At 70.8% G+C, this 26,077-nt stretch carries 24 protein-coding genes; 20 read left to right on the top strand and 4 right to left on the bottom strand.

All coding sequences use genetic code 11. From position 1 onward, the window contains the following. Positions 1 to 70: 70 nt before the first annotated feature. The 14 genes from ACFYQA_RS18340 to era all read left to right on the top strand — a co-directional run bounded on the left by ACFYQA_RS18340 (position 71) and on the right by era (position 14,659). Positions 71 to 424 carry an HIT domain-containing protein gene (locus tag ACFYQA_RS18340; RefSeq protein ID WP_388918487.1) on the top strand — a complete coding sequence of 118 codons (354 nt, stop codon included), beginning with the start codon at positions 71 to 73 and terminating at the stop codon, positions 422 to 424. A gap of 10 nt (positions 425 to 434) precedes the next feature. Further along, positions 435 to 1,340: a ribonuclease Z gene (locus ACFYQA_RS18345; protein WP_386401555.1), complete on the top strand. Its 906-nt coding sequence runs from the start codon at positions 435 to 437 to the stop codon at positions 1,338 to 1,340. A gap of 20 nt (positions 1,341 to 1,360) precedes the next feature. Beyond that, the gene (locus tag ACFYQA_RS18350) at positions 1,361 to 2,353 is read left to right on the top strand and encodes an adenosine deaminase (RefSeq protein ID WP_388918491.1); all 993 of its coding nucleotides are present in this window, start codon (positions 1,361 to 1,363) and stop codon (positions 2,351 to 2,353) included. Between the two features lie 374 nt (positions 2,354 to 2,727). Continuing rightward, the gene (locus ACFYQA_RS18355; protein ID WP_388918494.1) at positions 2,728 to 3,648 is read left to right on the top strand and encodes an alpha/beta fold hydrolase; all 921 of its coding nucleotides are present in this window, start codon (positions 2,728 to 2,730) and stop codon (positions 3,646 to 3,648) included. Between the two features lie 290 nt (positions 3,649 to 3,938). Beyond that, entirely contained in the window at positions 3,939 to 4,835 is an 897-nt protein-coding gene (locus tag ACFYQA_RS18360; RefSeq protein ID WP_388918724.1) for a 5-dehydro-4-deoxyglucarate dehydratase, read from the top strand. A gap of 20 nt (positions 4,836 to 4,855) precedes the next feature. After that, positions 4,856 to 6,157 carry a glucarate dehydratase family protein gene (locus ACFYQA_RS18365; protein WP_388918727.1) on the top strand — a complete coding sequence of 434 codons (1,302 nt, stop codon included), beginning with the start codon at positions 4,856 to 4,858 and terminating at the stop codon, positions 6,155 to 6,157. A 176-nt stretch (positions 6,158 to 6,333) separates the two neighbouring features. Next, positions 6,334 to 7,500 (top strand): carbohydrate kinase family protein, encoded by a 1,167-nt coding sequence (locus ACFYQA_RS18370; RefSeq protein ID WP_388918730.1) that lies wholly within the window; start codon positions 6,334 to 6,336, stop codon positions 7,498 to 7,500. Between the two features lie 517 nt (positions 7,501 to 8,017). Continuing rightward, on the top strand, positions 8,018 to 10,168 hold the full coding sequence (locus ACFYQA_RS18375) for a PhoH family protein (protein ID WP_388918497.1): 2,151 nt from the start codon (positions 8,018 to 8,020) through the stop codon (positions 10,166 to 10,168). A gap of 12 nt (positions 10,169 to 10,180) precedes the next feature. Continuing rightward, positions 10,181 to 10,678, top strand: coding sequence for an rRNA maturation RNase YbeY (gene ybeY, locus ACFYQA_RS18380; protein ID WP_388918501.1), 498 nt, complete (start codon positions 10,181 to 10,183; stop codon positions 10,676 to 10,678). Further along, positions 10,675 to 12,036: a hemolysin family protein gene (locus tag ACFYQA_RS18385; RefSeq protein WP_388918504.1), complete on the top strand. Its 1,362-nt coding sequence runs from the start codon at positions 10,675 to 10,677 to the stop codon at positions 12,034 to 12,036. The genes ybeY and ACFYQA_RS18385 overlap by 4 nt, the downstream gene beginning before the upstream one ends. Beyond that, the gene (locus ACFYQA_RS18390; RefSeq protein WP_388918507.1) at positions 12,033 to 12,392 is read left to right on the top strand and encodes an MmcQ/YjbR family DNA-binding protein; all 360 of its coding nucleotides are present in this window, start codon (positions 12,033 to 12,035) and stop codon (positions 12,390 to 12,392) included. Before ACFYQA_RS18385 ends, ACFYQA_RS18390 begins: the two co-directional genes overlap by 4 nt. A gap of 96 nt (positions 12,393 to 12,488) precedes the next feature. Then, complete coding sequence (locus ACFYQA_RS18395) at positions 12,489 to 12,842, top strand: cytidine deaminase (RefSeq protein ID WP_388918510.1); 354 nt, start codon at positions 12,489 to 12,491, stop codon at positions 12,840 to 12,842. A 225-nt stretch (positions 12,843 to 13,067) separates the two neighbouring features. Beyond that, complete coding sequence (locus tag ACFYQA_RS18400; RefSeq protein WP_388918512.1) at positions 13,068 to 13,544, top strand: hypothetical protein; 477 nt, start codon at positions 13,068 to 13,070, stop codon at positions 13,542 to 13,544. Positions 13,545 to 13,705: 161 nt separating this feature from the next. Further along, complete coding sequence (gene era / locus ACFYQA_RS18405) at positions 13,706 to 14,659, top strand: GTPase Era (RefSeq protein ID WP_388918515.1); 954 nt, start codon at positions 13,706 to 13,708, stop codon at positions 14,657 to 14,659. A 166-nt stretch (positions 14,660 to 14,825) separates the two neighbouring features. Here era and ACFYQA_RS18410 read toward each other — a convergent pair whose 3' ends face one another. From ACFYQA_RS18410 to ACFYQA_RS18420, 3 genes are all read right to left on the bottom strand, one after another. After that, positions 14,826 to 16,157 carry a GH1 family beta-glucosidase gene (locus ACFYQA_RS18410; protein WP_388918518.1) on the bottom strand — a complete coding sequence of 444 codons (1,332 nt, stop codon included), beginning with the start codon at positions 16,155 to 16,157 and terminating at the stop codon, positions 14,826 to 14,828. A 58-nt stretch (positions 16,158 to 16,215) separates the two neighbouring features. Next, a complete protein-coding gene (locus ACFYQA_RS18415; RefSeq protein WP_388918521.1) occupies positions 16,216 to 16,482 on the bottom strand; it encodes a protealysin inhibitor emfourin in 267 nt (88 codons plus the stop codon). An 86-nt stretch (positions 16,483 to 16,568) separates the two neighbouring features. Then, positions 16,569 to 17,639: a M4 family metallopeptidase gene (locus ACFYQA_RS18420; RefSeq protein ID WP_388918524.1), complete on the bottom strand. Its 1,071-nt coding sequence runs from the start codon at positions 17,637 to 17,639 to the stop codon at positions 16,569 to 16,571. Positions 17,640 to 17,991: 352 nt separating this feature from the next. Here ACFYQA_RS18420 and leuA point away from each other — a divergent pair, with 352 nt between their 5' ends. Together leuA and ACFYQA_RS18430 are read left to right on the top strand one after the other, a co-directional pair. Beyond that, positions 17,992 to 19,713, top strand: a complete 1,722-nt coding sequence (gene leuA, locus ACFYQA_RS18425) for a 2-isopropylmalate synthase (RefSeq protein WP_388918527.1) — start codon at positions 17,992 to 17,994, stop codon at positions 19,711 to 19,713. A gap of 183 nt (positions 19,714 to 19,896) precedes the next feature. Further along, entirely contained in the window at positions 19,897 to 20,598 is a 702-nt protein-coding gene (locus ACFYQA_RS18430; RefSeq protein WP_388918530.1) for a TerB family tellurite resistance protein, read from the top strand. 40 nt (positions 20,599 to 20,638) lie between these two features. Here ACFYQA_RS18430 and ACFYQA_RS18435 read toward each other — a convergent pair whose 3' ends face one another. Further along, complete coding sequence (locus ACFYQA_RS18435; protein ID WP_388918533.1) at positions 20,639 to 21,187, bottom strand: GNAT family N-acetyltransferase; 549 nt, start codon at positions 21,185 to 21,187, stop codon at positions 20,639 to 20,641. A 348-nt stretch (positions 21,188 to 21,535) separates the two neighbouring features. Here ACFYQA_RS18435 and ACFYQA_RS18440 point away from each other — a divergent pair, with 348 nt between their 5' ends. From ACFYQA_RS18440 to ACFYQA_RS18455, 4 genes are read left to right on the top strand one after another with little or no spacing between them, the layout of a single operon-like run. Further along, positions 21,536 to 22,297 (top strand): SCO2525 family SAM-dependent methyltransferase, encoded by a 762-nt coding sequence (locus ACFYQA_RS18440; RefSeq protein ID WP_388918536.1) that lies wholly within the window; start codon positions 21,536 to 21,538, stop codon positions 22,295 to 22,297. Positions 22,298 to 22,352: 55 nt separating this feature from the next. After that, a complete protein-coding gene (locus ACFYQA_RS18445; RefSeq protein ID WP_388918539.1) occupies positions 22,353 to 24,194 on the top strand; it encodes an SCO2524 family protein in 1,842 nt (613 codons plus the stop codon). A gap of 3 nt (positions 24,195 to 24,197) precedes the next feature. After that, positions 24,198 to 25,115 carry an SCO2523 family variant P-loop protein gene (locus ACFYQA_RS18450; RefSeq protein WP_388918542.1) on the top strand — a complete coding sequence of 306 codons (918 nt, stop codon included), beginning with the start codon at positions 24,198 to 24,200 and terminating at the stop codon, positions 25,113 to 25,115. After that, entirely contained in the window at positions 25,112 to 26,077 is a 966-nt protein-coding gene (locus ACFYQA_RS18455; protein WP_386401587.1) for an SCO2522 family protein, read from the top strand. The genes ACFYQA_RS18450 and ACFYQA_RS18455 overlap by 4 nt, the downstream gene beginning before the upstream one ends.

Below are 26,077 nucleotides of genomic sequence, written 5' to 3' on the forward strand. Positions count from 1 at the left end.
GCCCACTCGTCGCGGTCCGGGCGACTACGATGCCCTCGTACGCGTGATCACCACGGAGCGAGGAGGGCCCATGGCAGGGGAACCGCAGGACGACTGCCTGTTCTGCAAGATCGTCGCAGGGCAGACCCCGGCGACGATCGTCCGGGAGACGGACACCACCGTCGCCTTCCGCGACATCAACCCGCAGGCCCCCACGCACGTCCTGGTGATCCCGAAGGTGCACTACAAGGACGCGGCGGCCCTCGCCGCGGCCGTCCCCGAGGTCGCGGCGGACGTGCTGCGCGAGGCGCAGGCCGTCGCGGACCAGGAGCAGCTGGAGAGCCACCGCATCGTCTTCAACACCGGCAGCGGCGCCGGCCAGACCGTCTGGCACGCGCACGCCCACGTCCTGGGCGGCCGCGGTCTGCACTGGCCGCCCGGATAGGCAGCCCCCTTTGTCCGTACGCGAACTGGTGGTCCTCGGCACCGCCAGCCAGGTCCCCACCCGCCACCGCAACCACAACGGCTACCTGCTGCGCTGGGACGGCGAGGGCATCCTGTTCGACCCCGGCGAGGGCACCCAGCGCCAGATGCTGCGCGCCGGGGTCGCCGCGCACGACCTGAACCGGATCTGCGTCACCCACTTCCACGGCGACCACTCGCTCGGCCTCGCCGGAGTGATCCAGCGCATCAACCTCGACCGGGTCCCGCACCCCGTCACCGCCCACTACCCGGGCTCCGGGCAGCGCTTCTTCGACCGGCTGCGGTACGCCACCGCCTACCGAGAGACGGTCGGCATCACCGAGGAACCGGTCGGCGGCGACGGGCCGCTCGCCCGCACCCCCGGGTACACACTGGAGGCGCGGAAGCTGTCGCATCCCGTCGAGTCGTACGGCTACCGGCTGGTCGAACCCGACGGCCGTCGGATGCTGCCCGACCGGCTCGCCGCGCACGGCATCAAGGGCCCGGACGTCGGCCGCATCCAGCGCGAGGGCACGCTCGACGGGATCGCGCTGGAGGACGTCAGCGAGGTGCGGCGCGGCCAGCGGTTCGCGTTCGTCATGGACACCCGGCTCTGCGAGGGGGTGTACGCGCTCGCCGAGGGCTGCGACCTGCTCGTCATCGAGTCCACGTTCCTCGACGAGGACGAGGAACTCGCCGTCGAGCACGGACATCTGACGGCTGGTCAGGCAGCCCGGGCGGCGCGGGACGCGGACGTGCGGCATCTGGTGCTCACCCACTTCAGCCAGCGCTACGGCGACCCGGAGGAGTTCGAGCGGCAGGCGCGGGCCGCCGGGTACGAGGGCGAGCTGACCGTGGCCCGCGACCTGCTGCGAGTGCCGCTTCCCAAACGTCGCTGAGACCCCCGTACGATGCTTCGATGCCCGTACCGAAAGCCGAACTGCACCTTCACATCGAAGGCACCCTCGAACCCGAGCTCGCCTTCGCCCTCGCCGCCCGCAACGGCGTCGACCTGCCCTACGCCGACACTGATGCCCTGCGCGAGGCGTACCGGTTCCAGGACCTCCAGTCGTTCCTGAACCTGTACTACGAGCTCATGACCGTGCTGCGCACCGAGCGGGACTTCGAGGACCTCGCCGACGCCTACCTGGCCCGCGCCGCGGCGCAGGGCGTACGGCACGCGGAGATCTTCTTCGATCCGCAGGCGCACACGGCGCGCGGCGTCGGCATGGGCACGGTGGTCGAGGGGCTGTGGCGGGCGCTGGGTCGCAGTGAGGAGAAGCACGGGGTCTCGACCCGGCTGATCATGTGCTTCCTGCGGGACGAGTCCGCCGAGTCGGCTCTGGCGACCCTGGACGCGGCGAAGCCCCACCTGGACCGGATCACCGGTGTCGGCCTGGACTCGGCCGAGGTCGGCCATCCGCCGGCGAAGTTCCGCGAGGTGTACGAGGCGGCCGCCGCGCTCGGGCTGCGGCGCGTGGCGCACGCCGGTGAGGAGGGGCCGCCGGAGTACATCACCGAGGCGCTGGACGTCCTCGGCGTCGAACGGGTCGACCACGGGCTGCGCTGCGTGGAGGACCCGGAGCTGGTGGCGCGGCTGGTGCGGGACCGGATCCCGCTGACCCTGTGCCCGCTGTCGAACGTCCGGCTGCGCGCCGTGGACACTCTCGCCGACCACCCGCTGCCCGCGATGCTCGACGCCGGCCTGCTGTGCACGGTGAACTCCGACGACCCGGCCTACTTCGGCGGCTACGCCGGCGACAACTTCGACGCGGTGCGCGACACCCTCGGCCTCGGCCCGGAGCGGCTGCGCGAACTGGCCCGCAACTCCTTCCTCGCCGCCTTCCTGGACGACGACGAGGACCGGCGGAGCCGATACCTCGCCGAGGTGGAGGCGTACGCCTTCCCGTAGCCCCGTAGCCCCGTAGCCCCGTAGCCCCGTAGCCCCGTAGCCCCTGGCAGAGCTGTAGAGCTGTAGAGCCGTAGCCGTAGAACCGTCAGCCGTCCGGTCGTTCAGCCGGGCGGCTGTCCGTTGTGCCGTGTTTCCACCGTCCGGTGCACCCGGCGCACGCATTGATGGTGGTGCCAACACCCCTATGTACAAGGGTCACAGGCCCATCGATCGCCGCAACGGCCGTCCATAGTCTTTGTGTTGTCGCCGAGCGGGGCGACACACGCGGAGCCGGCCGACAGGCCGCCCGACATCCCGACCCCTGTGACGCCGGTTTCCGTCGTGCCCTGTACAGCACGCTTTCCTACGCTAAATCGTCCTGCTGGAGGAACATCATGGCTCGCAACACCCCCCGGATGCTCGCCGCGATCGCGCTGTGCGCCGTGGCCGGTGCGGGGCTCGCCGGCTGCGAGGACGGGGTGCCGGGCGTGGACCCGACCCCGGCCGCGGACGCTTCCGCCAAGGAGTCCGGCAAGGAGTCCGGCAAGGACCTGCTCACCGGGACCAAGAAGATCACCGTCGGAGACCGGTCGGTGAACGTGTCCTGCTCCGGCAAGCAGGTCGAGGACCGGCCGACCGTCGTCCTGCTGCACGGCGCGGGCGACGACCTGACCAAGATGGCCGCCCTGCAGAAGACGCTGAGCGCCGACGGCCGGGTCTGCTCCTACGACCGGATCGGTGCGGGTGCCAGCGACCGGCCGGCCGGCCCCCAGGACCTCGACGCCGTCGGAAAGACCCTGACCGGGGTGATCGAAAAGACCGCCGGGGGCGGTCCGGTCGTCCTGGCGGGACACTCGTTGGGCGGGCTGATCGCCGCCAGGTACGCCCCCGACCACCAGGACAAGGTCAAGGGCCTGGTCCTGCTGGACGCCACCTCGCCCTCCGCCGGTACCGACCTCGAGAAACGGATCCCCGAGTCCGCCACCGGCCCGGCCGGCGACATGCGAGCCCAGATCCTCGCGACGTACGAGGGGCAGAACCCGGAGCAGCTCGTCTTCGAGGACGGGGAGGTCCGTTCCGCCGGAGACATCCCGGTGCAGGTGATCCAGCACGGGCAGCCGTACCTCGCGGCCATGCTGCCCGAGTACGGGGAGGGCCTCGAGGAGGACTGGACCAAGGGTCAGAAGGCGTGGCCGGCGCTGTCCGGCAACAGTGAACTGAGCACCGCCAAGAACAGCGGGCACCACATCTACCTCGACGAGCCCGAGGTCGCCGTCGAGGCGATCAGGAGCGTCACCGCGCAGGCCGCCGGCTGACGGTCCGGGACCGGTTGCCGCCTGCCCATTGACGGCCCCTGTTCGCCTATCTAACCTCTGTTCTCATACATGGATGGCGTCCCTATGGGGAGATGACGCGGGTGAGTCTCGATACGGGCACGGGCAGCGGCACCGGTACGGACACGGAGGCGGAGGCAGAAACGGGAGCAGGAACGGACACGGAGGCAGGAACGGAGGCGGACGGGGGAAAGGCCGAGGAGACGGTGCCGGACACGGAGACGGACAGGGCGTCGGACACCGCGGCCGTGGTGCGGCGGCTGAGGGACGCGATGGCGGGCGGTGTGCTGTCGTTCCCGCTGACCGCCTTCCAGGACGACGGCACCCTCGACCTCGACGGGCAGCGCGCCTATCTCGCCCGTCAGCTCGCCGCCGCCCCCGGCGCCCTCTTCCCCGCCTGCGGCACCGGCGAGTTCTTCTCCCTGGACGAGGACGAGTACCGGCAGGTCGTCGCCCTCACCGTCGAAGAGGCGGCGGGCGGGGCGCCGGTCGTCGCCGGGATCGGATACGGCTGGGCGCAGGCCGTCCGGTTCGCGCGCATCGCCGAGGAGGCCGGCGCCGACGCGCTCCTCGTCCTGCCGCACTACCTCGTCGACGTCCCCCAGGACGGCCTCGTCGCCCAGCTCGAACACATCGCCGCCCGCACCCGGCTCCCGCTCATCGCCTACCAGCGCGGCCAGGTCGCGTACAGCCCCGGCTCGCTCCGGCGCATCGCCGCCGTCGAGAACGTCGTCGGCCTCAAGGACGGCCACAGCGACCTCGACCGGCTGCAACGCCTCACGCTCGCCGCCCCGGAGGACTTCCTCTTCTTCAACGGAGCCTCCACCGCCGAGATCCAGGCCCGCTCCTACGCCGCCATCGGCATCCCGGCCTACTCCTCCGCCGTCCACGCCTTCGCCCCGGAGATCGCCGACGCCTGCTTCACCGCCCTGCGCGACGGCGACCACGGCACCGTCGACACCCTGCTGCGCGACTTCTACGTCCCCTTCGTCGAACTCCGTGACCGCACTCCCGGGTACGCCGTGTCGCTGGTGAAGGCGGCGGCCCGGCTCCGCGGACGCCCCGTGGGCCCCGTACGCGCCCCGCTCACCGACCCCTCGCCCGCCGACCTCACCGACCTCAAGGCCCTGCTCACCGTTGGCCTGGACCTCGTAGGAGTCGCCCTGTGACCGCGCAGACCGTGCCCGCCGTGCCGACCGCCCGCGACCTGACCATCACCGAGGTGCGGCTCACCCCGATCCTGATCGCCGACCCGCCGCTGCTGAACACGCAGGGCGTCCACCAGCCGTACACGCCCCGGCTGATCGTCGAGATCGTCACGGCGGACGGGACCACCGGCGTGGGGGAGACCTACGGCGACACCAAGTACCTGGAACTGGCCCACCCCTTCGCCGAGCAGCTCAAGGGCCGCAAGGTCACGGATGTGAACGAGTTGTTCGGGCTCCTGGACGAGGTCGCCGTCGCGGCCGCCCGGGTCGACAACGCCGTCGACGTCGGCGGACTGCGCGGCGTACAGACCGCCGACAAGCTGCGGCTGTCCATCGCCTCCGCCTTCGAGGTCGCCTGCCTCGACGCCCTCGGCAAGACCCTCGGCCTGCCCGTGCACGCACTGCTCGGCGGCAAGCTCCGCGACACCGTGGAGTACAGCGCGTACCTCTTCTACAAGTGGGCCGACCACCCCGACGGCGTCCCGGCCGAGAAGGACGACTGGGGTGCCGCCCTGGACCCGGCCGGCGTCGTCGCACAGGCCCGCGCCTTCAAGGAGCGGTACGGCTTCGGCTCCTTCAAGCTCAAGGGCGGGGTCTTCCCGCCCGAGGAGGAGATCGCCGCCGTCCGCGCCCTCGCCGAGGCCTTCCCCGGCCACCCGCTGCGGCTCGACCCCAACGGTGCCTGGTCCGTCGAGACCTCGGTCGAGGTGGCCGAGGCGGTCGGCGGCATCCTGGAGTACCTGGAGGACCCGACGCTCGGCACCCCCGCCATGGCCGAGGTCGCCGCCCGCACCGGCGTGCCGCTGGCGACCAACATGTGCGTGACGACGTTCGCCGAGATCAAGGAGGCGTTCACCACGGACGCCGTCCAGGTCGTCCTCTCCGACCACCACTACTGGGGCGGACTGCGCAACACCCTGCACCTCGCCGCCGTCTGCCGCACCTTCGGGGTGGGCATCTCCATGCACTCCAACACCCACCTCGGGATCAGCCTCGCCGCGATGACGCATGTCGCGTCCACCGTCCCGGGCCTGCACCACGCCTGCGACTCCCACTACCCGTGGCAGTCCGAGGACGTCCTCACCGAACGCCTCACCTTCGAGGACGGCGCCGTGCGGGTGTCCGACGCGCCCGGCCTCGGCGTCACCCTCGACCGCGACCGGCTCGCCGCGCTGCACCGGCGGTGGCTGGAGGACGACGGCGCGCTCCGCGACCGCGACGACGCGGCGGCCATGCGGATCGCCGACCCCGACTGGCTCCCCCCGGCGGTGCCCCGATGGTGAGAGGCCCGGCGGCACACCGGATCCGGGAGCGGGGAGCGGCTCCGGCGTGACGGGCGGTGCGTTGTCGGTGGCGTGGTGCACACTGGCCGGAACCGCACCAGGCCAGGGAGCGCATCGTGAAGGCGTCCACCACATCAGCCGGAGAGGGAACCACCGACAGCGCCGCTCAGGGCGTCATCGGCCACGGCGGCCTCCCGGCGGGGGCGCACTGTCAGCCCCAGACCGACCCGCTCGCCGCGCTGCGCACACCCGAGGACCCGCCCTGGGACGTCTACCTCACCGGCACGGTCTTCCTCGACATCATCTTCACCGGACTCGACTCCGCCCCGGTGCGCGGGACCGAGTCCTGGGCGCGCGGGATGGGGTCGAGCCCCGGCGGCGTCGCCAACATGGCCACCGCCCTGGCCCGCCTCGGCCTACGCACCTCCCTCGCGGCCGCCTTCGGCGACGACCACTACGGGGAGTACTGCTGGGACGCCCTGGAGCAGGGCGAGGCCATCGACCTCTCCCCGTCGCGCACCGTGCCCGGATGGCACTCCCCGGTCACCGTCTCGATGGCGTACGAGGGGGAGCGCACGATGATCTCCCACGGCCACGAACCGCCCCCGGAACAGCCCTCCCACCCGTCGGACCCCACCGCCCGCAAGCGGCTCCCTCCCGGCGCCGCCCTGCCGCTCTGCCCGCCCCGCGCGCGCGGCGCCGTCGCCTCCCTCACCCCGGGCCGCAGCGACGCCTGGATCGCCCGCGCCGCCGCGCAGGGCACCCGCTTCTTCGGCGACGTCGGCTGGGACGACACCGGCGCCTGGGACCTGGCCGCGCTGCCCGACCTGCGGTACTGCGAGGCCTTCCTGCCCAACGCCGAGGAGGCCATGCGCTACACCGGCACCGAGAGCCCCCGCGCCGCCGCGCACGCCCTCACCGAGCATGTGCCCGTCGCCGTCGTCACCCTCGGCGCGGACGGGGCGTACGCCGTGGACCGGCGCACCGGTGAGAGCGCCGAGGTGCCCGCCATCGCCGTCGAGGCGCTCGACCCGACCGGCGCCGGAGACGTCTTCGTCGCCGGCTTCGTCACCGGCAGTCTGGCCGGCTGGCCGCTCGCCGACCGCCTTGCCTTCGCCGGCCTGACCGCGGCCCTCTCCGTCCAGGAGTTCGGCGGCTCCCTGTCGGCCCCCGGCTGGTCGGAGATCGCCGCCTGGTGGCGCGAGGTCCAGTCCCTGCAGGGCCAGGACCCGGCCGCCCTGAGACGGTACGCGTTCCTGGCGGACCTGGTCCCCGACGACCTGATCCGCCCCTGGCCCCTGCGCCGGGCGGTCCCGACGATCGGCTTCGGCCGGTCGGCCTGACCGGCCGAGGTTCTGTTACAGCCGGAACTCCCACAGCCGGCACTCCCACAGTCGGTACCTCGCGGTTGAGCGGAGGCGGACCTCGCCCCGGGCCCCCGGTCTCCGAGCCGGGGAAGCCGCACGTTCCGGCCGCCGACGCAGGACCGGGCCGGTCAGGGCCGCCGTCGGTCAGCTCCGCCGTCGACGCAGCCCCGCCGTCGGAGAGGACCGGCCGTCCTCCCACCGGTCTTCCTCGCGTGTGTGGCCGGTCTCCCACGACGATCATTCACGCCCGCCTCCCGCGGCCACCGGCCCGCCCACGAAACCGCTCGCGGCAGCCGTTCCGCCGCCGAGCCCCCTCCACCGGCCGCCACCCCCCGGAATCCCCTCCCTCACTCCTCTCGCGCCGGCCCGCAACCACCCCGCTGTGAAAAGGCCTACGGGGTTGTCACTCCCGCGTCGTACCCTGGGAGTCGCGAGGCCGCCCTCAGCTGCGCGGCCCTGACGAGGAGGAATCGCAGGCCTTCAGCGCCGGCCCATGACTCAGACACCCACAGCTCGCACCCCCGCGCAGGAGCAGGCGAGAGTACAGCTCACCGTCCCGGCCAAGCACCCCATGGTGACCCTGCTGGGGTCGGGCGACTCCCTGCTCCGCGTGATCGAGAAGGCCTTCCCGGGGGCCGACATCCACGTCCGGGGCAATGAGATCAGCGCGGTCGGCGATGCCACGGAAGTAGCCCTCGTCTCGCGCATGTTCGACGAGATGATGCTGGTGCTCCGCACCGGGCAGCCGATGACGGAGGATGCGGTGGAACGCTCGATCGCGATGCTGAAGGCGAGCGAGAACGGGGAGAGCGACGGCCAGGAGACCCCGGCCCAGGTGCTCACCCAGAACATCCTGTCCTCGCGGGGCCGCACGATCCGCCCCAAGACGCTCAACCAGAAGCGTTATGTGGACGCGATCGACAAGCACACCATCGTCTTCGGCATAGGCCCCGCCGGTACCGGCAAGACCTATCTCGCCATGGCCAAGGCGGTGCAGGCCCTGCAGTCCAAGCAGGTCAACCGCATCATCCTGACCCGCCCCGCGGTCGAGGCCGGAGAGCGCCTGGGCTTCCTGCCCGGCACCCTCTACGAGAAGATCGACCCGTACCTGCGCCCGCTCTACGACGCCCTGCACGACATGCTCGACCCCGACTCCATCCCCCGCCTGATGGCGGCGGGCACGATCGAGGTCGCGCCACTCGCATACATGCGGGGAAGGGCGCAACCGGTTTTCACGAAGGTCCTCACCCCTGACGGGTGGCGGCCTATCGGCGGCCTCCAGGTCGGTGACCTCGTCGTCGGTTCGAACGGCGAGCCGACCCCGGTGTTGGGCGTCTATCCGCAAGGCGAGAAGGACATCTACCGCGTCACGGCCCAGGACGGTTCCTGGACCCTGTGCTGCGGCGAGCATCTGTGGACGGTCCGGACTCGCTCCGACGTACGCCGTAACAAGCCGTGGCGAGTCCTGGAAACCCAGGAGATGATCGGCAACCTGCGTGCAGCCCACGCTCGTCGGTATGAACTGCCGCTGCTCACAGCGCCTGTGCAGCTTCCTGAGCGTGCGCTTCCCATGGATCCGTACGCGCTTGGCCTGCTGCTCGGCGACGGGTGTCTGACGGGCTCCACCACACCGTCCTTCGCGACCGATGATCCGGAGTTGGCGGCAGCGTTGGAAGCCGCCCTGCCCGGTGTCGCGCTGCGGCATCGGGGCGGACCCGACTACGTCTTCAACAGGATCAAGTCCCCTGGCGATGTGATCACCTTGGAGAATCCGGTCACCCGGGTCCTGCGAGAACTCGATCTGCTGCGCACACGGTCGAACACCAAGTTCGTCCCGGAGGAATACCTGTTCAACTCCGCAGAAGTCCGACTGGCCGTACTCCAAGGGCTGCTCGACTCCGACGGCGGTCCGGTCACGCAGGAGGCGCGCACCTGCCGTGTCCAGTACACGACGACGTCGATCCTGCTTCGGGACGATGTGATGGCGCTCGTTCAGTCGCTGGGCGGCGTGGCTTACACCCGTCGCCGGGCGGCTGAGGGCCGCAAGCCCGGTCTCGCCCGGGGCAGGGACGTCGAGTATCGCTCCGACGCCCACGTCATCGACATCCGCCTCCCCGAAGGCATCGAGCCCTTCCGCCTCGCCCGCAAGCGTGACAAGTACCATGTGGCCGGAGGCGGCGGACGCCCGATGCGGTTCATCGACAGCATCGAGCCCGCGGGCAGGGAGGAAACCGTCTGCATCCAGGTGGCGGCCGAGGACTCGCTGTACGTCACGCAGGACTACCTGCTGACGCACAACACGCTGAACGACGCCTTCATCATCCTGGACGAGGCGCAGAACACCAGCGCCGAGCAGATGAAGATGTTCCTCACCCGGCTCGGGTTCGACTCGAAGATCGTCATCACGGGTGACGTCACCCAGGTCGACCTGCCGAGCGGCACCAAGTCCGGGCTGCGGCAGGTGCAGGACATCCTGGAGGGTCTCGAGGACGTCCACTTCTCCCGGCTGTCGTCGCAGGACGTCGTACGCCACCGGCTGGTGGGCCGTATCGTCGACGCGTACGAGCAGTACGACAGCGAGCACGGCACCGAGAACGGCACGCACCAGAGCGGCCGGGGCAGGTCCGGGCACAAGGGGAAGTAGACCGAGCAGCAGATGTCGATCGACGTCAACAACGAGTCCGGAACCGAGGTCGACGAGCAGGCGGTCCTCGACATCGCCCGCTACGCGCTCGCGCGGATGCGCATCCACCCGCTCTCCGAGCTCTCGGTGATCGTGGTGGACGCCGCCGCCATGGAAGAACTCCACATCCAGTGGATGGACCTGCCGGGGCCGACGGACGTCATGTCGTTCCCGATGGACGAGCTGCGGCCGCCCACGAAGGACGAGGCCGAGCCCCCGCAGGGGCTGCTCGGCGACATCGTGCTGTGCCCCGAGGTCGCCGCCAGACAGGGCGCCGAGGCGCCGACGCAGCACACCATGGACGAGGAGCTCCAGCTGCTCACCGTCCACGGTGTGCTGCACCTGCTGGGCTTCGACCACGAGGAGCCCGACGAGAAGGCCGAGATGTTCGGCCTCCAGGCCGCCATCGTCGACGGCTGGCGCGAGGAGAAGGGCATCAGCGGCCCGTCCCCCGCCCCGACCGTGTCATGAGCCCACAATTCGTCCTCGGCGCGATCGCCCTGGTCGTCGTCGCCTGGCTGTTCGCCTGCGCGGAGGCGGGCATCGCCCGGATCTCCACCTTCCGGGCCGAGGAGGCCGTGCGCTCCGACCGCCGGGGCAGCGCACGGCTGGCCAGGATCGCAGCCGACCCCACCCGCTACCTCAATGTGGCGCTGCTGGTCCGCGTCGGCTGCGAGATGGCCGCCGCCGCGCTGGTCACCTACGCCTGCCTGCGCCAGTTCAACGGCACCGCCGAGGCCCTGCTGATCGCCATCGCGGTCATGGTCCTCGTCTCCTACGTCGCCGTCGGCGTCTCGCCGCGCACCATCGGCCGCCAGCACCCCATGAACACGGCCACGGCCGCGGCGTACGTCCTGCTGCCGCTCGCCCGGATCATGGGCCCGATCCCGAGTCTGCTGATCCTCATCGGCAACGCGCTCACCCCCGGCAAGGGCTTCAGGCGCGGCCCCTTCGCCTCGGAGGCGGAACTGCGCGCGCTGGTCGACCTCGCCGAGCAGGAGTCCCTGATCGAGGAGGAGGAGCGCCGCATGGTGCACTCCGTCTTCGAACTGGGCGACACCCTGGTCCGCGAGGTCATGGTCCCGCGTACGGACCTGGTGGTGATCGAGCGCTACAAGACCATCCGGCAGACCCTCACCCTCGCCCTGCGCTCCGGCTTCTCCCGGATGCCGGTGACCGGCGAGAACGAGGACGACGTCGTCGGCATCGTGTATCTGAAGGACCTGGCCCGCAAGACGCACATCAACCGGGACGCGGAGAGCGAACTGGTGTCCACGGCGATGCGGCCCGCGTACTTCGTGCCCGACACCAAGAACGCCGGTGACCTGCTGCGCGAGATGCAGAAGGAACACAACCACGTCGCCGTCGTCATCGACGAGTACGGCGGCACCGCCGGCATCGTCACCATCGAGGACATCCTCGAGGAGATCGTCGGTGAGATCACCGACGAGTACGACCGTGAGATCGCGCCGGTGGAGGAACTGGACGAGGACCGCTACCGGGTCACCTCCCGCCTCGACATCACCGACCTCGGCGAGCTGTACGGCCTGGAGGAGTACGACGACGAGGACGTGGAGACCGTCGGCGGCCTGCTCGCCAAGCGGCTCGGCCGGGTGCCGATCGCGGGCGCGTCCGCGGTGGTCGACCTCCCCGACGAGCGCCGGCTGCGGCTGACCGCGGAGGCGGCGGCCGGCCGCCGGAACAAGATCGTCACCGTGCTGGTGGAGCCGGTCGGGCCCGAAGACCCGGGGGAGTCGACCGACCCGTCCCGGGACGAGGAGGAAGAGGCGCGGGAGAGGGGCGAGCGGGCAGGGGAGCCGTCGGCATGACCCCGGCACAACTGCGGGCCCTCTGCCTCTCCTTCAACGCGGCCGTGGAGGACTTCCCGTTCAACCCGGAGACCTCGGTCTTCAAGGTCGGGGGCAAGCTCTTCGCCCTGACGAACCTGGACGCGCGGCCCCTGAAGGCCAACCTCAAGTGCGATCCGGACGACGCGATCCGGCTCCGCGCCGGGCACCCCGGGCTGATCGTCCCCGGCTGGCACATGAACAAAAGACACTGGAACACGGTGACCGTCGACGGCGGCCTCCCGGGCCGACTGGTCCGGGAGCTGGTCGAGGACTCCTACGACCTGGTCGTCGCCGGCCTGCCGCGCGCCGAACGCCTCCGCCTCGACCGGCCGTGAGGCCGCTGAGACGCTGAGGCGGCGCGGCCCCGTGGCGCGGCGCCGTGAGCGGCCCTGAGGCAGGTCTCCGGGCCCGCGCTCCGTATGCTCGGGGCCATGACCGACAGCAGCGCGCTCGACCCCGAGGACCTCAAGATCGTCACCCTGGCCCGTTCCGCGCGGGCCCGCAACGGTGTGCCCGAGGGGGCCGCCGTACGGGACGAGAACGGCCGGACCTATGTCGCCGGGACCGTGGCCCTGGACTCCCTGAAGCTGACCGCCCTGCAGACGGCGGTGGCGATGGCGGTGGCGTCCGGGGCGAAGTCGCTGGAAGCGGCGGCCGTGGTGACGGACGCCGGTTCGGTGCCGGACACGGACCGTGCGGCGGTACGGGACCTCGGCGGCCCCGGGACCCCGGTGCTCCTGGCCGCCCCGGACGGAACGGTGCGGGAGACGTCGAGCGCGGGGTGACCCCGGGGGCCTCGAAGAACCCGCCCCCGCCCTCGGCCCTCCTCGGGTGTTACCGGCGGTAAATAGGCTGGAATTCCACCTTGTCACCCCCTGCCTCCCGCGCATCAATGGAACCGTTGTTCCCGACGGACCGTCAGGCGCGGTCCGTCGGTCCCCTGTCCCGCGCAGCGTGAGGACCGCTCTCCCTGCCGGGCGTTTCCCCCCACGGAAAGGGAACCGGACTCCATGAGAGGCACACGAATCGGCACCGGCGCGTCCCTGGTCGCCGCCGTGGCGGCCTGCGGGCTCGCCTTCGCCCCCTCCGCCGCCGCCGTCGCCCCCGGGACGGCGACCGTCAACGCCGACTGCGGAAGCTGGGGCGGTGGCGACGCCACCCTCACGGCCACCCAGAGCGGCACGTCCGCCACCATCACCATCAACACCTCCGCGGTCACCGCGCCCCTCGCGATCAGCCGGGACTCGCTCGTCTCGGAGCTCACCCTGGTCAAGGCCGGCGGCGGCACCACTCTCTTCAAGGGCACCAAGAACCCGGCCATGGCGACCGGGGACGCCCTCGAGGTCGGCCCGCTCTCCGCGACCGTGGCGTCCGGCGACAGCCTGGAGGCGTTCGGCGGCAAGCTGAAGGTGACCGCGTTCGGCTTCATCACCATCACGTGCACGGCGCAGGGCCCGCAGTCCCCGGGCCCGTTCGTCTTCGACTGATCCAGGCCTCGCCCCCCACTCGAGGCCTGGACGGCCACGGCTCGATCGCCGCTTGATCCCGCCGTCCCCCGGGCCGGGCATCTCACGGGGTGCCCGGCCCCCTGGACCCGGCGCGGGCGGGTGGTACGGCGGGGCTCCGGGGATCAGGGAGAATGGGCGGCATGAGTGTTCGTACCCAGTCATCCGAGCAGCCCGCCGAAGCAGACCACCGGGCCGGCTTCGCCTGCTTCGTGGGCCGCCCCAACGCGGGCAAGTCCACCCTCACGAACGCTCTGGTCGGGCAGAAGGTGGCGATCACCTCCAACCGGCCGCAGACGACCCGGCACACCGTGCGCGGTATCGTCCACCGCCCCGAGGCGCAGCTGATCCTCGTCGACACCCCCGGCCTGCACAAGCCGCGCACGCTGCTCGGCGAGCGGCTGAACGACGTGGTCCGCACCACCTGGGCCGAGGTCGACGCGATCGGCTTCTGCATTCCCGCGGACCAGAAGCTCGGCCCCGGCGACCGCTTCATCGCCAAGGAACTGGCCGGGATCAAGAAGACCCCGAAGGTCGCCATCGTCACCAAGACCGATCTGGTGGACGGCAAGGCGCTCGCCGAGCAGCTGATCGCCGTCGACCTGCTCGGCAAGGAGCTCGGGATCGCCTGGGCGGAGATCGTCCCGGTGTCGGCGACCGCGAACCAGCAGGTCGACCTGCTGGCCGACCTCCTTGTCCCGCTGATGCCCGAGGGTCCCGCCCTCTACCCCGAGGGCGACCTGACCGACGAACCCGAGATGGTCATGGTGGCCGAGCTGATCCGCGAGGCCGCCCTGGAAGGCGTCCGCGACGAACTGCCGCACTCCATCGCCGTGGTCGTGGAGGAGATGCTGCCCCGCGAGGACCGCCCCGCCGACAAGCCCCTCCTCGACATCCACGCCAACCTCTACATCGAGCGCACCAGCCAGAAGGGCATCGTCATCGGCCCCAAGGGCAAGCGCCTGAAGGACGTCGGTATCAAGTCGCGCCAGCAGATCGAGGCACTGCTCGGCACACCCGTCTTCCTCGACCTGCACGTCAAGGTGGCCAAGGACTGGCAGCGGGATCCGAAGCAGTTGCGGAAGCTGGGGTTCTGACGCGGGGTGGGTGTTCGGGGCTCCTGCCGCGCGGCGGTAGCCGCATGTTGATGCGGTCTCGACCTGCACGTCAAGGTGGCCGAGGACTGGCAGCGGGATCCGAAGCAGCTGCGCCGCCCGGGGTTCTGACGCCACACCGGGCGCGGGGCCGGGGACCGGGACGGAATCAGGTTACGGACGGGCTCCGGTGCCGGTGCTGCTCGCGCAGCGTCTCCCGCAGCCAGCCGTAGGACGACTTCGGTGTGCGCCGCCGGGTCTCGAAGTCCACGTGGACCAGGCCGAAGCGGCGGGCGAAGCCTTCGGCCCACTCGAAGTTGTCCATCAGGGACCACACGAAGTAGCCGCGTACGTCCACGCCCGCCTCCAGCGCCCGGTGCAGGGCACGGATGTGGCCGTCGAGGTAGGCGATGCGGGCTTGGTCGTCGACGCCCTCGTAGGAGCAGCCGTTCTCGGTGATGACGACCGGGGGGAGCCGGTCGCCGTAGCGGGCGTGGAAGGTGGTGAGGAGTTCGGTCAGGGCCTCGGGGACCACCGGCCAGCCGAAGTCCGTCACCGGGTATCCCTCGATCTCCCGGACGGAGAAGGGAAGGTCGGCCGGCATCCGGACGCCGCCGAAGTCGATCTCCGTGCCCTGCGGGGCGCCCACCCGGGTCGGCGCGTAGTAGTTGACGCCGTACCGGTCGATCGGTTCCGCGATGATCCTCAGGTCCGCCTCGACGTCACCCGGCATCAGGTCGCCGAGGCCGTCCGGGTAGCGGCCGAGCAGTACGGGGTCGGCGAACAGGCGGTTCAGGAGCGTGTCGTAGAAGTCCGCCGCCGCCACGTCCGCCGGGTCGGGGGAGGCCGGCCAGGTCGGGCCGTGGGAGTTGGCGATGCCGATGTCACCGGCGCCGGCGGCGCGCAGGGCGCGTACCGCCAGCCCGTGCGCCAGGAGCTGGTGGTGCGCCACCGGCAACGCGTCGAAGAGCAGTTCCCGTCCGGGTGCGTGGACGCCCAGCGCATGGCCCAGCAAGGTGTGTTCGGCGGGCTCGTTGAGGGTGATCCAGCGCTCCACGCGGTCGCCGAGACGTCCGGCGACCTCGGACACGTACTCCGCGAACCGCTCCGCGGTGCTCCGATCCAGCCAGTCCAGACCGGCCGGCAGATCCCAGTGGAACAGCGTCGGCACCGGCCGTACGCCCACGGCGCACAGCTCATCGACCAAACGGTCGTAGAAGTCCAGTCCGCCCCGCGCACGGACCCGGGGCCAGGAGACGGAGAAGCGGTACGCATCCACGCCCAGGCCGGACAGGAGCGCCACGTCCTCGCGGTACCGGTGCACGTGGTCGCAGGCCACCACCGCCGTCGAACCGTCCCGCACCCGGCCCGGCTCGGCCGTGAACACGTCCCACACGGACGGTTCGCGTGCGTCCACCGCGCCCTCGATCTGGTGCGCCGAGGTCGACACGCCCCACAGGAAGCCGTCCGGGAAGCGGGGGATCGGGTTCGTCGTCGCCATGGGGTGGATCATCCGCACCGGCGGCCGGGCAAGTCAACGTCCTTGCACGCAGCGGTGGTTACGCACCCTCCTTGAGCACTCTGCTGATCAGTGTGCGCTGTTCCTCGGTCAGCCGGGGGTCGGCGCAGTACACCGACCTCCCGTCCACCGTGATCCGGTAGCTGAAGCCGTCCGGGACCCCCGCCAAAGGTGTGCCCCGGCCGGCGGTGACGGCCCGTTCGGCGAGGGCGTGCCACTCGACGGCGTCGGCCCGGCCCGAGGTGTCCACCTCGGCCTGCCGCTCGATTCCCGCGAAGCCGCCCGTACGCCGCACCTGAATTCGCATGGTCCCTGTCTAGTACGAGAACGGGCCCGCGGCCCACCCCGACGCCACTCCGACCCGCCCCGGCGCCACTCCGGCCCCTGCCGGCGTCACAGCGTCGGTACCCCCACCCGCTCCCACGCCTTCGACACCGCCAGCAGCTCCTCGCCCTCACCGAACCGCTCCCGTGCCGCCTTCACCGTCAGCGTCGCGAAGTCCGTGAACTGCGCGTCCTCCACCAGCTCGCCGCCGGTCAGCACGTCGTACCAGACCTGCCCCGCCCGCTCCCAGGCATTCCCGCCCAGGGTGGTGGCCGCCAGGTAGAAGGCGTGGTTGGGGATGCCGGAGTTGATGTGGACGCCGCCGTTGTCCCGGCCGGTGTGGACGTAGTCGTCCATCGTGGCGGGCTGCGGGTCCTTGCCGAGGACGTCGTCGTCGTACGCGGTGCCCGGTTCCTTCATCGAGCGCAGCGCCACCCCCGTCACCCGCGGGGCGAGCAGTCCGGCGCCGATCAGCCAGTCGGCGTCGGCGGCGGACTGGTCCAGCGAGTACTGCTTGATGAGGGCGCCGAAGACGTCCGACACCGACTCGTTGAGCGCGCCGGACTGGCCGAAGTAGGCCAGGTTGGCGGTGTACTGCGTGACGCCGTGCGCGAGTTCGTGGCCGATGACGTCGATGGGGATCGTGAAGTCGAGGAAGATCTCCCCGTCCCCGTCGCCGAACACCATCTGCTCGCCGTTCCAGAAGGCGTTGTTGTAGTCGCGGTCGTAGTGCACGGTCGCGACCAGCGGCAGGCCCGAGCCGTCGATCGAGTCGCGGGAGAAGGCCTTGAGAAACAGCTCGAAGGTGGCGCCGAGGCCCGCGTAGGCGCGGTTGACGGTGGCGTCCTTGCCGGGCTTCCCGCCCTCCCCTCGGACCTTCGCCCCCGGCAGCGAGGTGCGGTGGCGGGCGTCGTGGATCGTCCGGTGCGGCTTGCCCGCCTCGGCCCCGGCGAGGGGCGCGACGGCCGGGGCGCCGACCACCGTGGTCAGACGGCGCTGGGTGCGCTCGTAGGCGTCGCGCTGGAGGGTGCGGCGGGCGGGGCCGGAGAGGGCGGGGTCGTCGGCCTGCGCGAGCCGGTCCAGGACGTGCGGCGGGACGATGGTGCAGAAGACGGGCTCGGAGCCCCCGTTGGTCGTCATGTCCCGCACCATCGCACTGCGTCACTCAAATGTCACTATCAGCGACCACATCCTTATGCGTGATGGGTGAAATGTGCTGTCAATCCCTGCATGGGGACGCGCCTGAGTGGTATACGGCACTTTTTGTCCCCTTCCTCCCTCTGATCCCGCATACTGATACGGACCCTCGCGTGGGAGCGCGTCTCGGTTAAGCTGCGCAGCATCATGCGTTTCGGGCTGCTCCTCCTTAGCTGCCGCGGCGAGGGCCTGTAGTCGAGGCCGACCCCCTCCCCGCGGAGTTTGGCGCTGCGCCGTCGGCCGTCCCTTCCGGATCCCACCGGATGACCGCGGACCATCGAGGAGCCCACGCACCATGGCGAACCGCCAGCAGCCCAGTTCCATGCCGATCCACAAGTACGGCCGCTACGAGCAGGTCGACATCCCTGACCGCACCTGGCCCCAGAAGCGGATCACCACCGCCCCCCGCTGGCTCTCCACGGACCTGCGCGACGGCAACCAGGCCCTGATCGACCCCATGTCGCCCACCCGCAAGCGGGCCATGTTCGACCTGCTGGTCGCGATGGGCTACAAGGAGATCGAGGTCGGCTTCCCGGCCTCCGGCCAGACCGACTTCGACTTCGTGCGCTCCATCATCGAGGACCCGGACGCCATTCCCGAGGACGTCACGATCTCCGTCCTGACCCAGGCCCGCGAGGACCTGATCGAGCGGACGGTCGAGTCCCTGAAGGGCGCCCACCGCGCCACCGTGCACCTGTACAACGCGACCGCGCCGGTCTTCCGCCGGGTCGTCTTCCGCGGTTCCAAGGACGAGATCAAGCAGATCGCCGTCGACGGCACCCGTCTGGTCGTGGAGTACGCGGAGAAGCTGCTGGGCCCCGAGACGCACTTCGGCTACCAGTACAGCCCCGAGATCTTCACCGACACCGAGCTGGACTTCGCGCTGGAGGTCTGCGAGGCGGTGATGGACGTCTACCAGCCGGGTCCGGGCCGCGAGATCATCCTGAACCTGCCGGCCACGGTGGAGCGTTCCACGCCGTCCACGCACGCCGACCGCTTCGAGTGGATGGGCCGCAACCTGTCCCGCCGCGAGCACGTCTGCCTGTCCATCCACCCGCACAACGACCGCGGCACGGCCGTGGCCGCCGCCGAACTGTCCCTGATGGCCGGCGCCGACCGCGTCGAGGGCTGTCTGTTCGGGCAGGGCGAGCGCACCGGCAACGTCGACCTGGTCACCCTGGGCATGAACCTGTTCTCCCAGGGCGTCGACCCGCAGATCGACTTCTCCGACATCGACGAGATCCGTCGTACGTGGGAGTACTGCAACCAGATGGACGTCCACCCGCGCCACCCGTACGTGGGCGACCTGGTCTACACGTCCTTCTCCGGCTCCCACCAGGACGCCATCAAGAAGGGCTTCGACGCCATGGAGGCCGACGCGAAGACCAAGGGCGTCACCGTCGACGACCTCGAGTGGGCGGTGCCGTACCTGCCCATCGACCCCAAGGACGTCGGCCGCTCCTACGAGGCCGTCATCCGCGTCAACTCGCAGTCCGGCAAGGGCGGTATCGCCTACGTCCTGAAGAACGACCACAAGCTGGACCTGCCCCGCCGGATGCAGATCGAGTTCTCGAAGATCATCCAGGCGAAGACGGACGCCGAGGGCGGCGAGGTCACCCCGGCCGACATCTGGACGGTGTTCCAGGACGAGTACCTGCCCAACCCGGACAACCCCTGGGGCCGTATCCAGGTCAACAACGGCCAGTCCACCACCGACCGGGACGGCGTCGACACACTCACCGTCGAGGCCGCCGTCGACGGCGTCGACACCGTGCTGACCGGCAGCGGCAACGGACCGATCTCCGCGTTCTTCGAGGCCCTGCAGTCCGTCGGAGTCGACGTACGCCTGCTCGACTACCAGGAGCACACGATGAGCGAGGGCGCCTCCGCGCAGGCCGCCTCGTACATCGAGTGCGCCGTCGGCGACAAGGTTCTGTGGGGCATCGGAATCGACGCGAACACCACCCGCGCCTCACTGAAGGCGGTTGTCTCGGCCGTCAACCGGGCGGCCCGCTGAACAGCCGCTTCGAGGGGTTCGACGGCCCCGCTCGCCACTTCCGGCGGGCGGGGCCCCGTCGGTTACCGGCCACATCCGGTGGAGGTCACGGAAAGGTCTCGTCCGAGGTGCTGACTCAGCCTCACTGATGTGGCTAACATCACGGGGCACGGCGATGAAGCCGGGGCGATGCGGAGGTGCGACGTGCTGCCAGGACGGGGACCCGACGGCCATGGCGCTGTCACCAGACTTTCGCGCCTGCTGGGCAACCGGACCGCCTGGACGGCAGTGGGCGACGGTGAGTTCTTCTGCCCCGGCTGCGGCGGCGACCGCAACTACCAGCGGCTGACCGGACAGCGTCGCTTCGCCCTCCTCGGCGTGCCCCTGCTGCCCCGTGGCACGACCGGTCCGGTCGTCGAATGCGCCGCCTGCCGCAGCCACTTCGGCACCGACGTCCTGGACCACCCCACCACCACCCGCTTCTCCGCGATGCTCCGCGACGCCGTGCACACCGTCGCCCTCGCGGTGCTGGCCGCGGGCGGCACCAGTGCGCGCGCCCCCCTGGAGGCCGCCGTGTCCGCCGTCCGCGCGGCCGGCTTCGACGACTGCACCCAGGACCAGCTGGCGGCCCTCGTCGAGGCGCTGGCCGCCGACACCGGCCGCTTCACCGATGAGCCCTGCGCGGCGGGCCTCGCCATCGAACTGCACGAGGCCCTGGACCCGCTGGCCCCGCACCTCGCCGCCCCGGGCCGCGAAACGATCTTCCTCCAGGGTGCCCGCATCGCCCTCGCCGACGGCCCCTACACCCCCGCCGAACGCGACACGCTGTCCACCGTCGGCGCCGCCCTCACCATCTGCGCGAGTGACGTGACCCGCCTGCTGACGGTGGCGCGGACGCCGTCCTGACCCTCCCGGGGCCGGCCCGGCTCCCGGCTCAGTGGAATGCTCAGTGGAATCCGGTGAGCCCGAGATGCATGATCAGCCGGTCCTGGCCGGGGCCGAAGTAGTCCCGGCGCAGCCCGGCTTCGGGCTGCTCGGGACGAAAGCCCAGGGACCGGTAGAGCAGGACGGCCGCGCGGTTGGCGGGCTCCACCGTCAGGCGGACCTGTTCGATGCCGCTGTCGCGCAGCCGTGCCAGGGCCGCCACCATCAGCTCCCGGCCCAGTCCGTGGCGGCGGCGCTCCTCGGCCACGCACAGGCCGAGGATCCAGCTCTCCCGGCTGAGCGCGGTGGTCGCGGCCAGGACGTAGCCGCGCAGGCGTCCCCCGCCGTCGTCGAGGACCAGGAGGTGTTCGGCGTACATGTCGTAGAGCTGGCGGAACAGGAACGCGGGGTACGCGACCTCCTGGAAGACCGCCTCGTCGAGCCGTCGAAGTTCGGGCAGGTCGGATTCCTGTGCCGTCCGCAGGACCAGGGGCCGGGGGTCGGGGAACGGGTCCGGTTCCCCGAGGTACCCACGGCGGTCCAGGGCGTGCTCCAGCGGCTCGGCGGTCATGCCACCCCCCAGTCGGGACGTTCGGGATGTGTGGGCGTCAACGCGGCGGCCCCGGCGCGGTTCACCCTAAGGAAGTAGGCGTCCCGGTGGCGGCCGACGGTTTCACCTCGCTACAGTGAGCGTCCAACTCACTGCGTGCAAGCGCGAGTTCAGGTTTGTCGGCGAAGTGCTGACGTGCGCCCTTCGTGCTCCTGTTCGTTGGGGACTGTCTCATTCCCGGCTCTCTGTGTGTTTCGTGTCGGTTTACCGTGCGAATACCGGCAGATGCTGTTCCGTCTGCCGGCGTCCGCGAGGACATGCGCACAGGGCGCAGGGTCTTGTCCGACACTGATGGGAAACGACAGGGTGATGATGGATCGCAACGCCGACGCGCCGTGGTCGCATTTCGATCCCGAGGTGTATGTCGACCTCAACTACCGCACACCGCTCGAAGTCGACCTGCTGATCGTGCGGTTGATGCGCGATTACTTCAGCGGCTGCTTCGGTGCGGGCGTCCCGGGAGTCCCGGGGGCGGTGCGCGGTGTCGACGTCGGGGCCGGCGCGAACCTCTATCCGGGCCTGTCCATGCTCCCGTGGTGCGAGAAGATCATCCTGCTCGAGTACGCGCAGCCGAACGTGGAGTACCTGGAGCGGCAGACGGCCCCCGCGGGCTATGACGGGGCCTGGGACGCGTTCTGGAACGAGCTGAGCGAGGTCCCCGCCTACGCCGCCGTCGAACCGAGGGCCCGGTTCAGTGAGATCGTCCGCGTGGAGCGGGCCAACCTGCTCGACCTCGACGGACAGCGGCGCTGGGACATCGGGACGATGTTTTTCGTAGCGGACTCGATGTCCGAGTGCCCCGACGAATTCCTGCGGGGCGTACGGTGTTTCATGGACGTGCTGACCGAAGGGGCCCCCTTCGCCGCCGCGTTCATGAAGGAGTCGGTCGGCTACCAGGTCGGCGAACACCGGTACCCGGCCTACCGGGTGAACGAGGACCGGGTCCGCGAGAGCCTGGAGCCCTTTACTTCCGAGCTGGAACTCCACGATCTGCACCACATGGTGCGGCCGGGTCACGAGGGAATCATCCTCGCCCTGGGACGGCGCAATTCGGAGATTGCCGCCCCCTAGGAACGGGGACCATCCCTGAACACCGGGTAACCAGATCTGTACGAGGGGTGCGGGAATGCAGATCAAGCCACGGCAGCATCTGCTGGACATCTGGCAGGCCGCGGCCCGCCATTCGTTCGACGACGGAAAGCTCGTCTGGGGGGAAACCGACGGGCTGAGTTCCGTCGCGGACGCGGAGCGGCTGCTCTGCCTGCTGTACCCCGCCACCGAGGTCCCCGCGTTCCGTCTCGACCAACCGGACACCACCGAACGGGACGTCCTGCGCGCGCTGGATCGGGTCGGCAGCCGGCTCGAGATCCCGCCCAACATGATCACCGTCCTGTCCCAGTTCATGCGCACCCACACCGGGCCGGACGACAGCCCCACCTTCTCCGGCGGGCACTACTTCAGGCCGACCGACCCGAAGCAGAAACCCACCCACGAACAAACCCAGCTGGGCGTCGTCGACGCCTACTCCATGTCCGTCACGCTGTGCCTGGCCACCCTGGGATTCCTCAAGGTCTACGAGGAGAACACCACCCGGCCCGAGGTGCGCAGGTCGCTCGGTGAATTGAGAGAAGCCACCAACACCCGGCTGACCGCCGCGATGGTCAGCCTGCTGCGCTCCTTCACCGTCAACGTCTTCGACGCCGAGTCCGAGCAGGGCCGGCGGCTCATCCAGGTCATCGGGCAGAACAAGCAGTCCGACCGGGCCGTGCTCCAGCAGTTCTCCCGCAGATTCCGCCCGCTGCGCGCCACGATCATCGAAAGCCTCAGCCGCGGCATCGAGGTCGACGAGAGCATCCGGGACGAGAGCCAGCTCTTCGAGTGCGGCTGGGCCTGGGGCGTGGTGAAGGACGCGCCGACCATCACCGACCTGGACGTCCCGGTCAAGGGCCAGCCCGACGGCATCGCCGACCGGCTGCCCTACGTGTACTTCACCGTCGTTGCCCTGGACGGCATCCAGGACCTGTTCTCCGAGCGCACCCTCACCCTGGGACTCCTCGACGAGGACCAGCAGAAGCTCGCCGAGGCGTTACGCCTGCGCTGGGAACTCAGCCAGCAGTACTGGTCGGCCATCGCCCGCTTCGGCACCGAGCGCTGGCCCCTGGAGGACCTCCCCTGGCAGACCACCGGTCTGCGGCTGGAGTCGGAGTACTTCTCCCTCACCGTGGCGGCCATCCTCGTCCACGACCTGATCCGCCGGAAAGCGACCGACGACGACCTCACCCGCACCGTCGCCATCATGGAACGCCTCGCCGACAGAGGCCGCATCACCAGCCGGATGACCAGGAACGACCCCACCGTCCGGCTGCACAACCCGGGGGTCACCATGCCGCTCGCCGGGTCCGAGCGGTCCGGCGCGCCGCTGGAGTGGCGGATGACCGACTTCTCCGCGCAACTGCTCAAGCGGATCATCCAGCTCGCGGCACTCTCCCGGAACATCGAGGCGCAGGACCGCCTGATCCGCCTGGGCGAGCAGACGTTCGAGCACCTGTGGAACCGGCGGATCGAGGACGGCGACGGAGCCGGCCTCTGGGACAACGCGGCAGCCGTCTTCCCGGACGCGGCCCTCGGCCGGCGCCTCTCCTGGAGCATCACCGAGCGCGTCACCGAGTGCCTGGTCGCCGCCCGCGGCCTGTACGAGCAGCGGCCCATCCGCAGCCCCGAACTCGCCGAGCTGGCCCGCGAACTGCTCAGCGAGGCCGCCCATCTGTTCGGCAAGGAACAGCTGGAGGCCTCCGTCACCGCCGACGGCAGCCGGGGACGGGCCATGCGGAGCATCGAGAACCGCCTGGACCACGCCCGTGACCTGGTCGACGAGCGGCCCGCCACCGCGTTCGCACTCGCCCTGCCCGTGCTCCAGGAACTCGACACCCTGGCCCAGGCCCGCGGTGCCGCCGCAGAGGAGATGTGAGCCGTGCTCGTCTTCGCCGCCTCCGACAAGGGAGGCACGGGCCGCTCGGTCACCAGCGCCAACCTGGCCTACCAGCGCGCCCTCACCGGTGACCACGTGGCCTACGTGGACTTCGACTTCGGTTCCCCCACGGCCGCCGCCGTCTTCGACGTACCGGACGCGATGCGCGGCATCGCGGAGCGGGGCCTGCACTCCTACCTGGAGGGCGAGGTCACGGAACCGGCCAGGATCGACATCTGGCGGCAGACCGAGCACCCCCAGCTGCACGCCCGGCCGAACCAGTCCGGCCGCCTGGCCCTGTTACCCGGCGACGCAGGCGGCGGCGAGTTCGTCACCGGCGAGGACACCCTCGACCGCTGCGTCGACCTGCTGCTCAGGCTGAACGGCGAGTTCGACCTGACCGTGGTGGACCTCAGCGCCGGGCGCAGCTACGCCGTGGACATGGTCCTGGCGGCGACCGCCCACCCCCGGATGCGCTACGTCCCCTTCCGCTGGCTCGTTTTCCACCGCTGGACCCGGCAGCACGTGATCGCCGCCGCCGGGCTGGTCCACAAGGAACACGGCATCATCAGGGGCGGCGTCGACCGCGGGCACGACGAGGAGGCCCTGCGCGGCGCCATCCGGTTCGTCCGGGCCGCCGTGCCCGACCCCGACTCGCCGCTGTGGGCCCAGGGCTCGCCCGCCCAGGCGGCCTGGATGCAGTCCTGCGACGACGCCCTGCGCCGGCTCGCCTCGGAGCACCGCATCGGCGACAGCGTGGTGCTCGGCGCCGTACCGCTGGAACCCGTCCTGCAGTGGCGCGAGCAGCTGATCACCGAAGAGGACGTGCTCTCCACCCAGATCGCCAACAAGGAGACGCTCGAGGCGCTGGAGGAGATCGCACGACGCCTGACCGACGACTCCTGCTGGGGGCGGCCATGACGGACGCAGTGTTCCGCGAGACCACCGCCGAACCGCGCACCCAGGCGGTGCCGCTGTCCCACCTCTCCCTGGAGCTGGGCCACCTCTACATGGAGGACTTCGAGGCCGGTCCGGAGAACCTGCGGCGGCACTTCGCGCAGGTACGGCCCTGGGCGGACGCGGCGCGGGCCGCGGCGGCCGCCCGGACGGACGGCAAACGCCCCCGGATCAGCACCTGCTTCCTGATCGACGACTACTTCACCCGCTTCTCCAGCCCCGCCGAACTCGTCCCGCTGCTGCTGGCGGAGGCGGACCGGGCCGGGCTGGCCGTCGACTACCTGGCACGCGAGTCCGGCTGCGCGGTCGCCGGCAAGGTGCCGGTCGCGGAGGCGGTGGCCGGCCGACTCGTCGAGGAACCACCGCCCGGCAGCTACGGTCTGCGCCCCCCGGCCGCGCAGACCGGCTGGCTGGCCAACGGTGAGCGCAGTCCCGTCGCACGCGCCCCGCAGGCGATGAAGAAGGCCGCCGTCTGGCAGCCGCCCAAGGAGACCGCGTCCCGCCGCCACTCCGTCTTCCTGGACGTCGAACTCTGGAGCGACGCACCCGACGGGCAGCGCACCTGGTCCTGCCCCTTCCTCGCCGCGGTCTGGCAGCTCTCCCGCCTCGGGCTGCTGCGCACCGAGGGCGAGGCCGTCCTCGAACCCCAGCCGCACACCGCCGACGGCTTCCCCGAGGACTGGGACGAACTGCCCCCGCTGCTCCGGCTCAACCCCCGGGCGGACCCGTTCGCCGCGTACCGCACCTGCTCGGTGGTGCCCAACCGGTTCCTGCCCGTCGAGCACGCCGTCCGCGTCATCCTCGACCAGACCGAGGTGGACCCAGAAGCTCTGGGCCAGGTGGCCCGCCGGTCCGCCGGGGAGAAGGTGCCCGTCCCCGACTCGGTCGCCGACCGCGTCTCCTACGTCTTCTACGCGGGGCCGTGA

The organism is Streptomyces sp. NPDC005774 (assembly GCF_042871645.1).
In the GTDB taxonomy this organism is placed as follows: Bacteria; Actinomycetota; Actinomycetes; order Streptomycetales; family Streptomycetaceae; genus Streptomyces; species Streptomyces pratens.

Excerpts from the sequence above, each read along its gene's own strand:
- ACFYQA_RS18420 (WP_388918524.1), bottom strand. The coding sequence starts at position 17,639 with ATGACGACCAACGGGGGCTCCGAGCCCGTCTTCTGCACCATCGTCCCG.
- ybeY (WP_388918501.1), top strand. The coding sequence starts at position 10,181 with ATGTCGATCGACGTCAACAACGAGTCCGGAACCGAGGTCGACGAGCAG.
- ACFYQA_RS18415 (WP_388918521.1), bottom strand. The coding sequence starts at position 16,482 with ATGCGAATTCAGGTGCGGCGTACGGGCGGCTTCGCGGGAATCGAGCGG.
- leuA (WP_388918527.1), top strand. The coding sequence starts at position 17,992 with ATGGCGAACCGCCAGCAGCCCAGTTCCATGCCGATCCACAAGTACGGC.
- era (WP_388918515.1), top strand. The coding sequence starts at position 13,706 with ATGAGTGTTCGTACCCAGTCATCCGAGCAGCCCGCCGAAGCAGACCAC.
- ACFYQA_RS18410 (WP_388918518.1), bottom strand. The coding sequence starts at position 16,157 with ATGGCGACGACGAACCCGATCCCCCGCTTCCCGGACGGCTTCCTGTGG.
- ACFYQA_RS18435 (WP_388918533.1), bottom strand. The coding sequence starts at position 21,187 with ATGACCGCCGAGCCGCTGGAGCACGCCCTGGACCGCCGTGGGTACCTC.
- ACFYQA_RS18355 (WP_388918494.1), top strand. The coding sequence starts at position 2,728 with ATGGCTCGCAACACCCCCCGGATGCTCGCCGCGATCGCGCTGTGCGCC.
- ACFYQA_RS18350 (WP_388918491.1), top strand. The coding sequence starts at position 1,361 with ATGCCCGTACCGAAAGCCGAACTGCACCTTCACATCGAAGGCACCCTC.
- ACFYQA_RS18440 (WP_388918536.1), top strand. The coding sequence starts at position 21,536 with ATGATGGATCGCAACGCCGACGCGCCGTGGTCGCATTTCGATCCCGAG.
- ACFYQA_RS18395 (WP_388918510.1), top strand. The coding sequence starts at position 12,489 with ATGACCGACAGCAGCGCGCTCGACCCCGAGGACCTCAAGATCGTCACC.
- ACFYQA_RS18390 (WP_388918507.1), top strand. The coding sequence starts at position 12,033 with ATGACCCCGGCACAACTGCGGGCCCTCTGCCTCTCCTTCAACGCGGCC.
- ACFYQA_RS18455 (WP_386401587.1), top strand. The coding sequence starts at position 25,112 with ATGACGGACGCAGTGTTCCGCGAGACCACCGCCGAACCGCGCACCCAG.
- ACFYQA_RS18445 (WP_388918539.1), top strand. The coding sequence starts at position 22,353 with ATGCAGATCAAGCCACGGCAGCATCTGCTGGACATCTGGCAGGCCGCG.
- ACFYQA_RS18375 (WP_388918497.1), top strand. The coding sequence starts at position 8,018 with ATGACTCAGACACCCACAGCTCGCACCCCCGCGCAGGAGCAGGCGAGA.
- ACFYQA_RS18360 (WP_388918724.1), top strand. The coding sequence starts at position 3,939 with ATGGCGGGCGGTGTGCTGTCGTTCCCGCTGACCGCCTTCCAGGACGAC.
- ACFYQA_RS18400 (WP_388918512.1), top strand. The coding sequence starts at position 13,068 with ATGAGAGGCACACGAATCGGCACCGGCGCGTCCCTGGTCGCCGCCGTG.
- ACFYQA_RS18385 (WP_388918504.1), top strand. The coding sequence starts at position 10,675 with ATGAGCCCACAATTCGTCCTCGGCGCGATCGCCCTGGTCGTCGTCGCC.
- ACFYQA_RS18340 (WP_388918487.1), top strand. The coding sequence starts at position 71 with ATGGCAGGGGAACCGCAGGACGACTGCCTGTTCTGCAAGATCGTCGCA.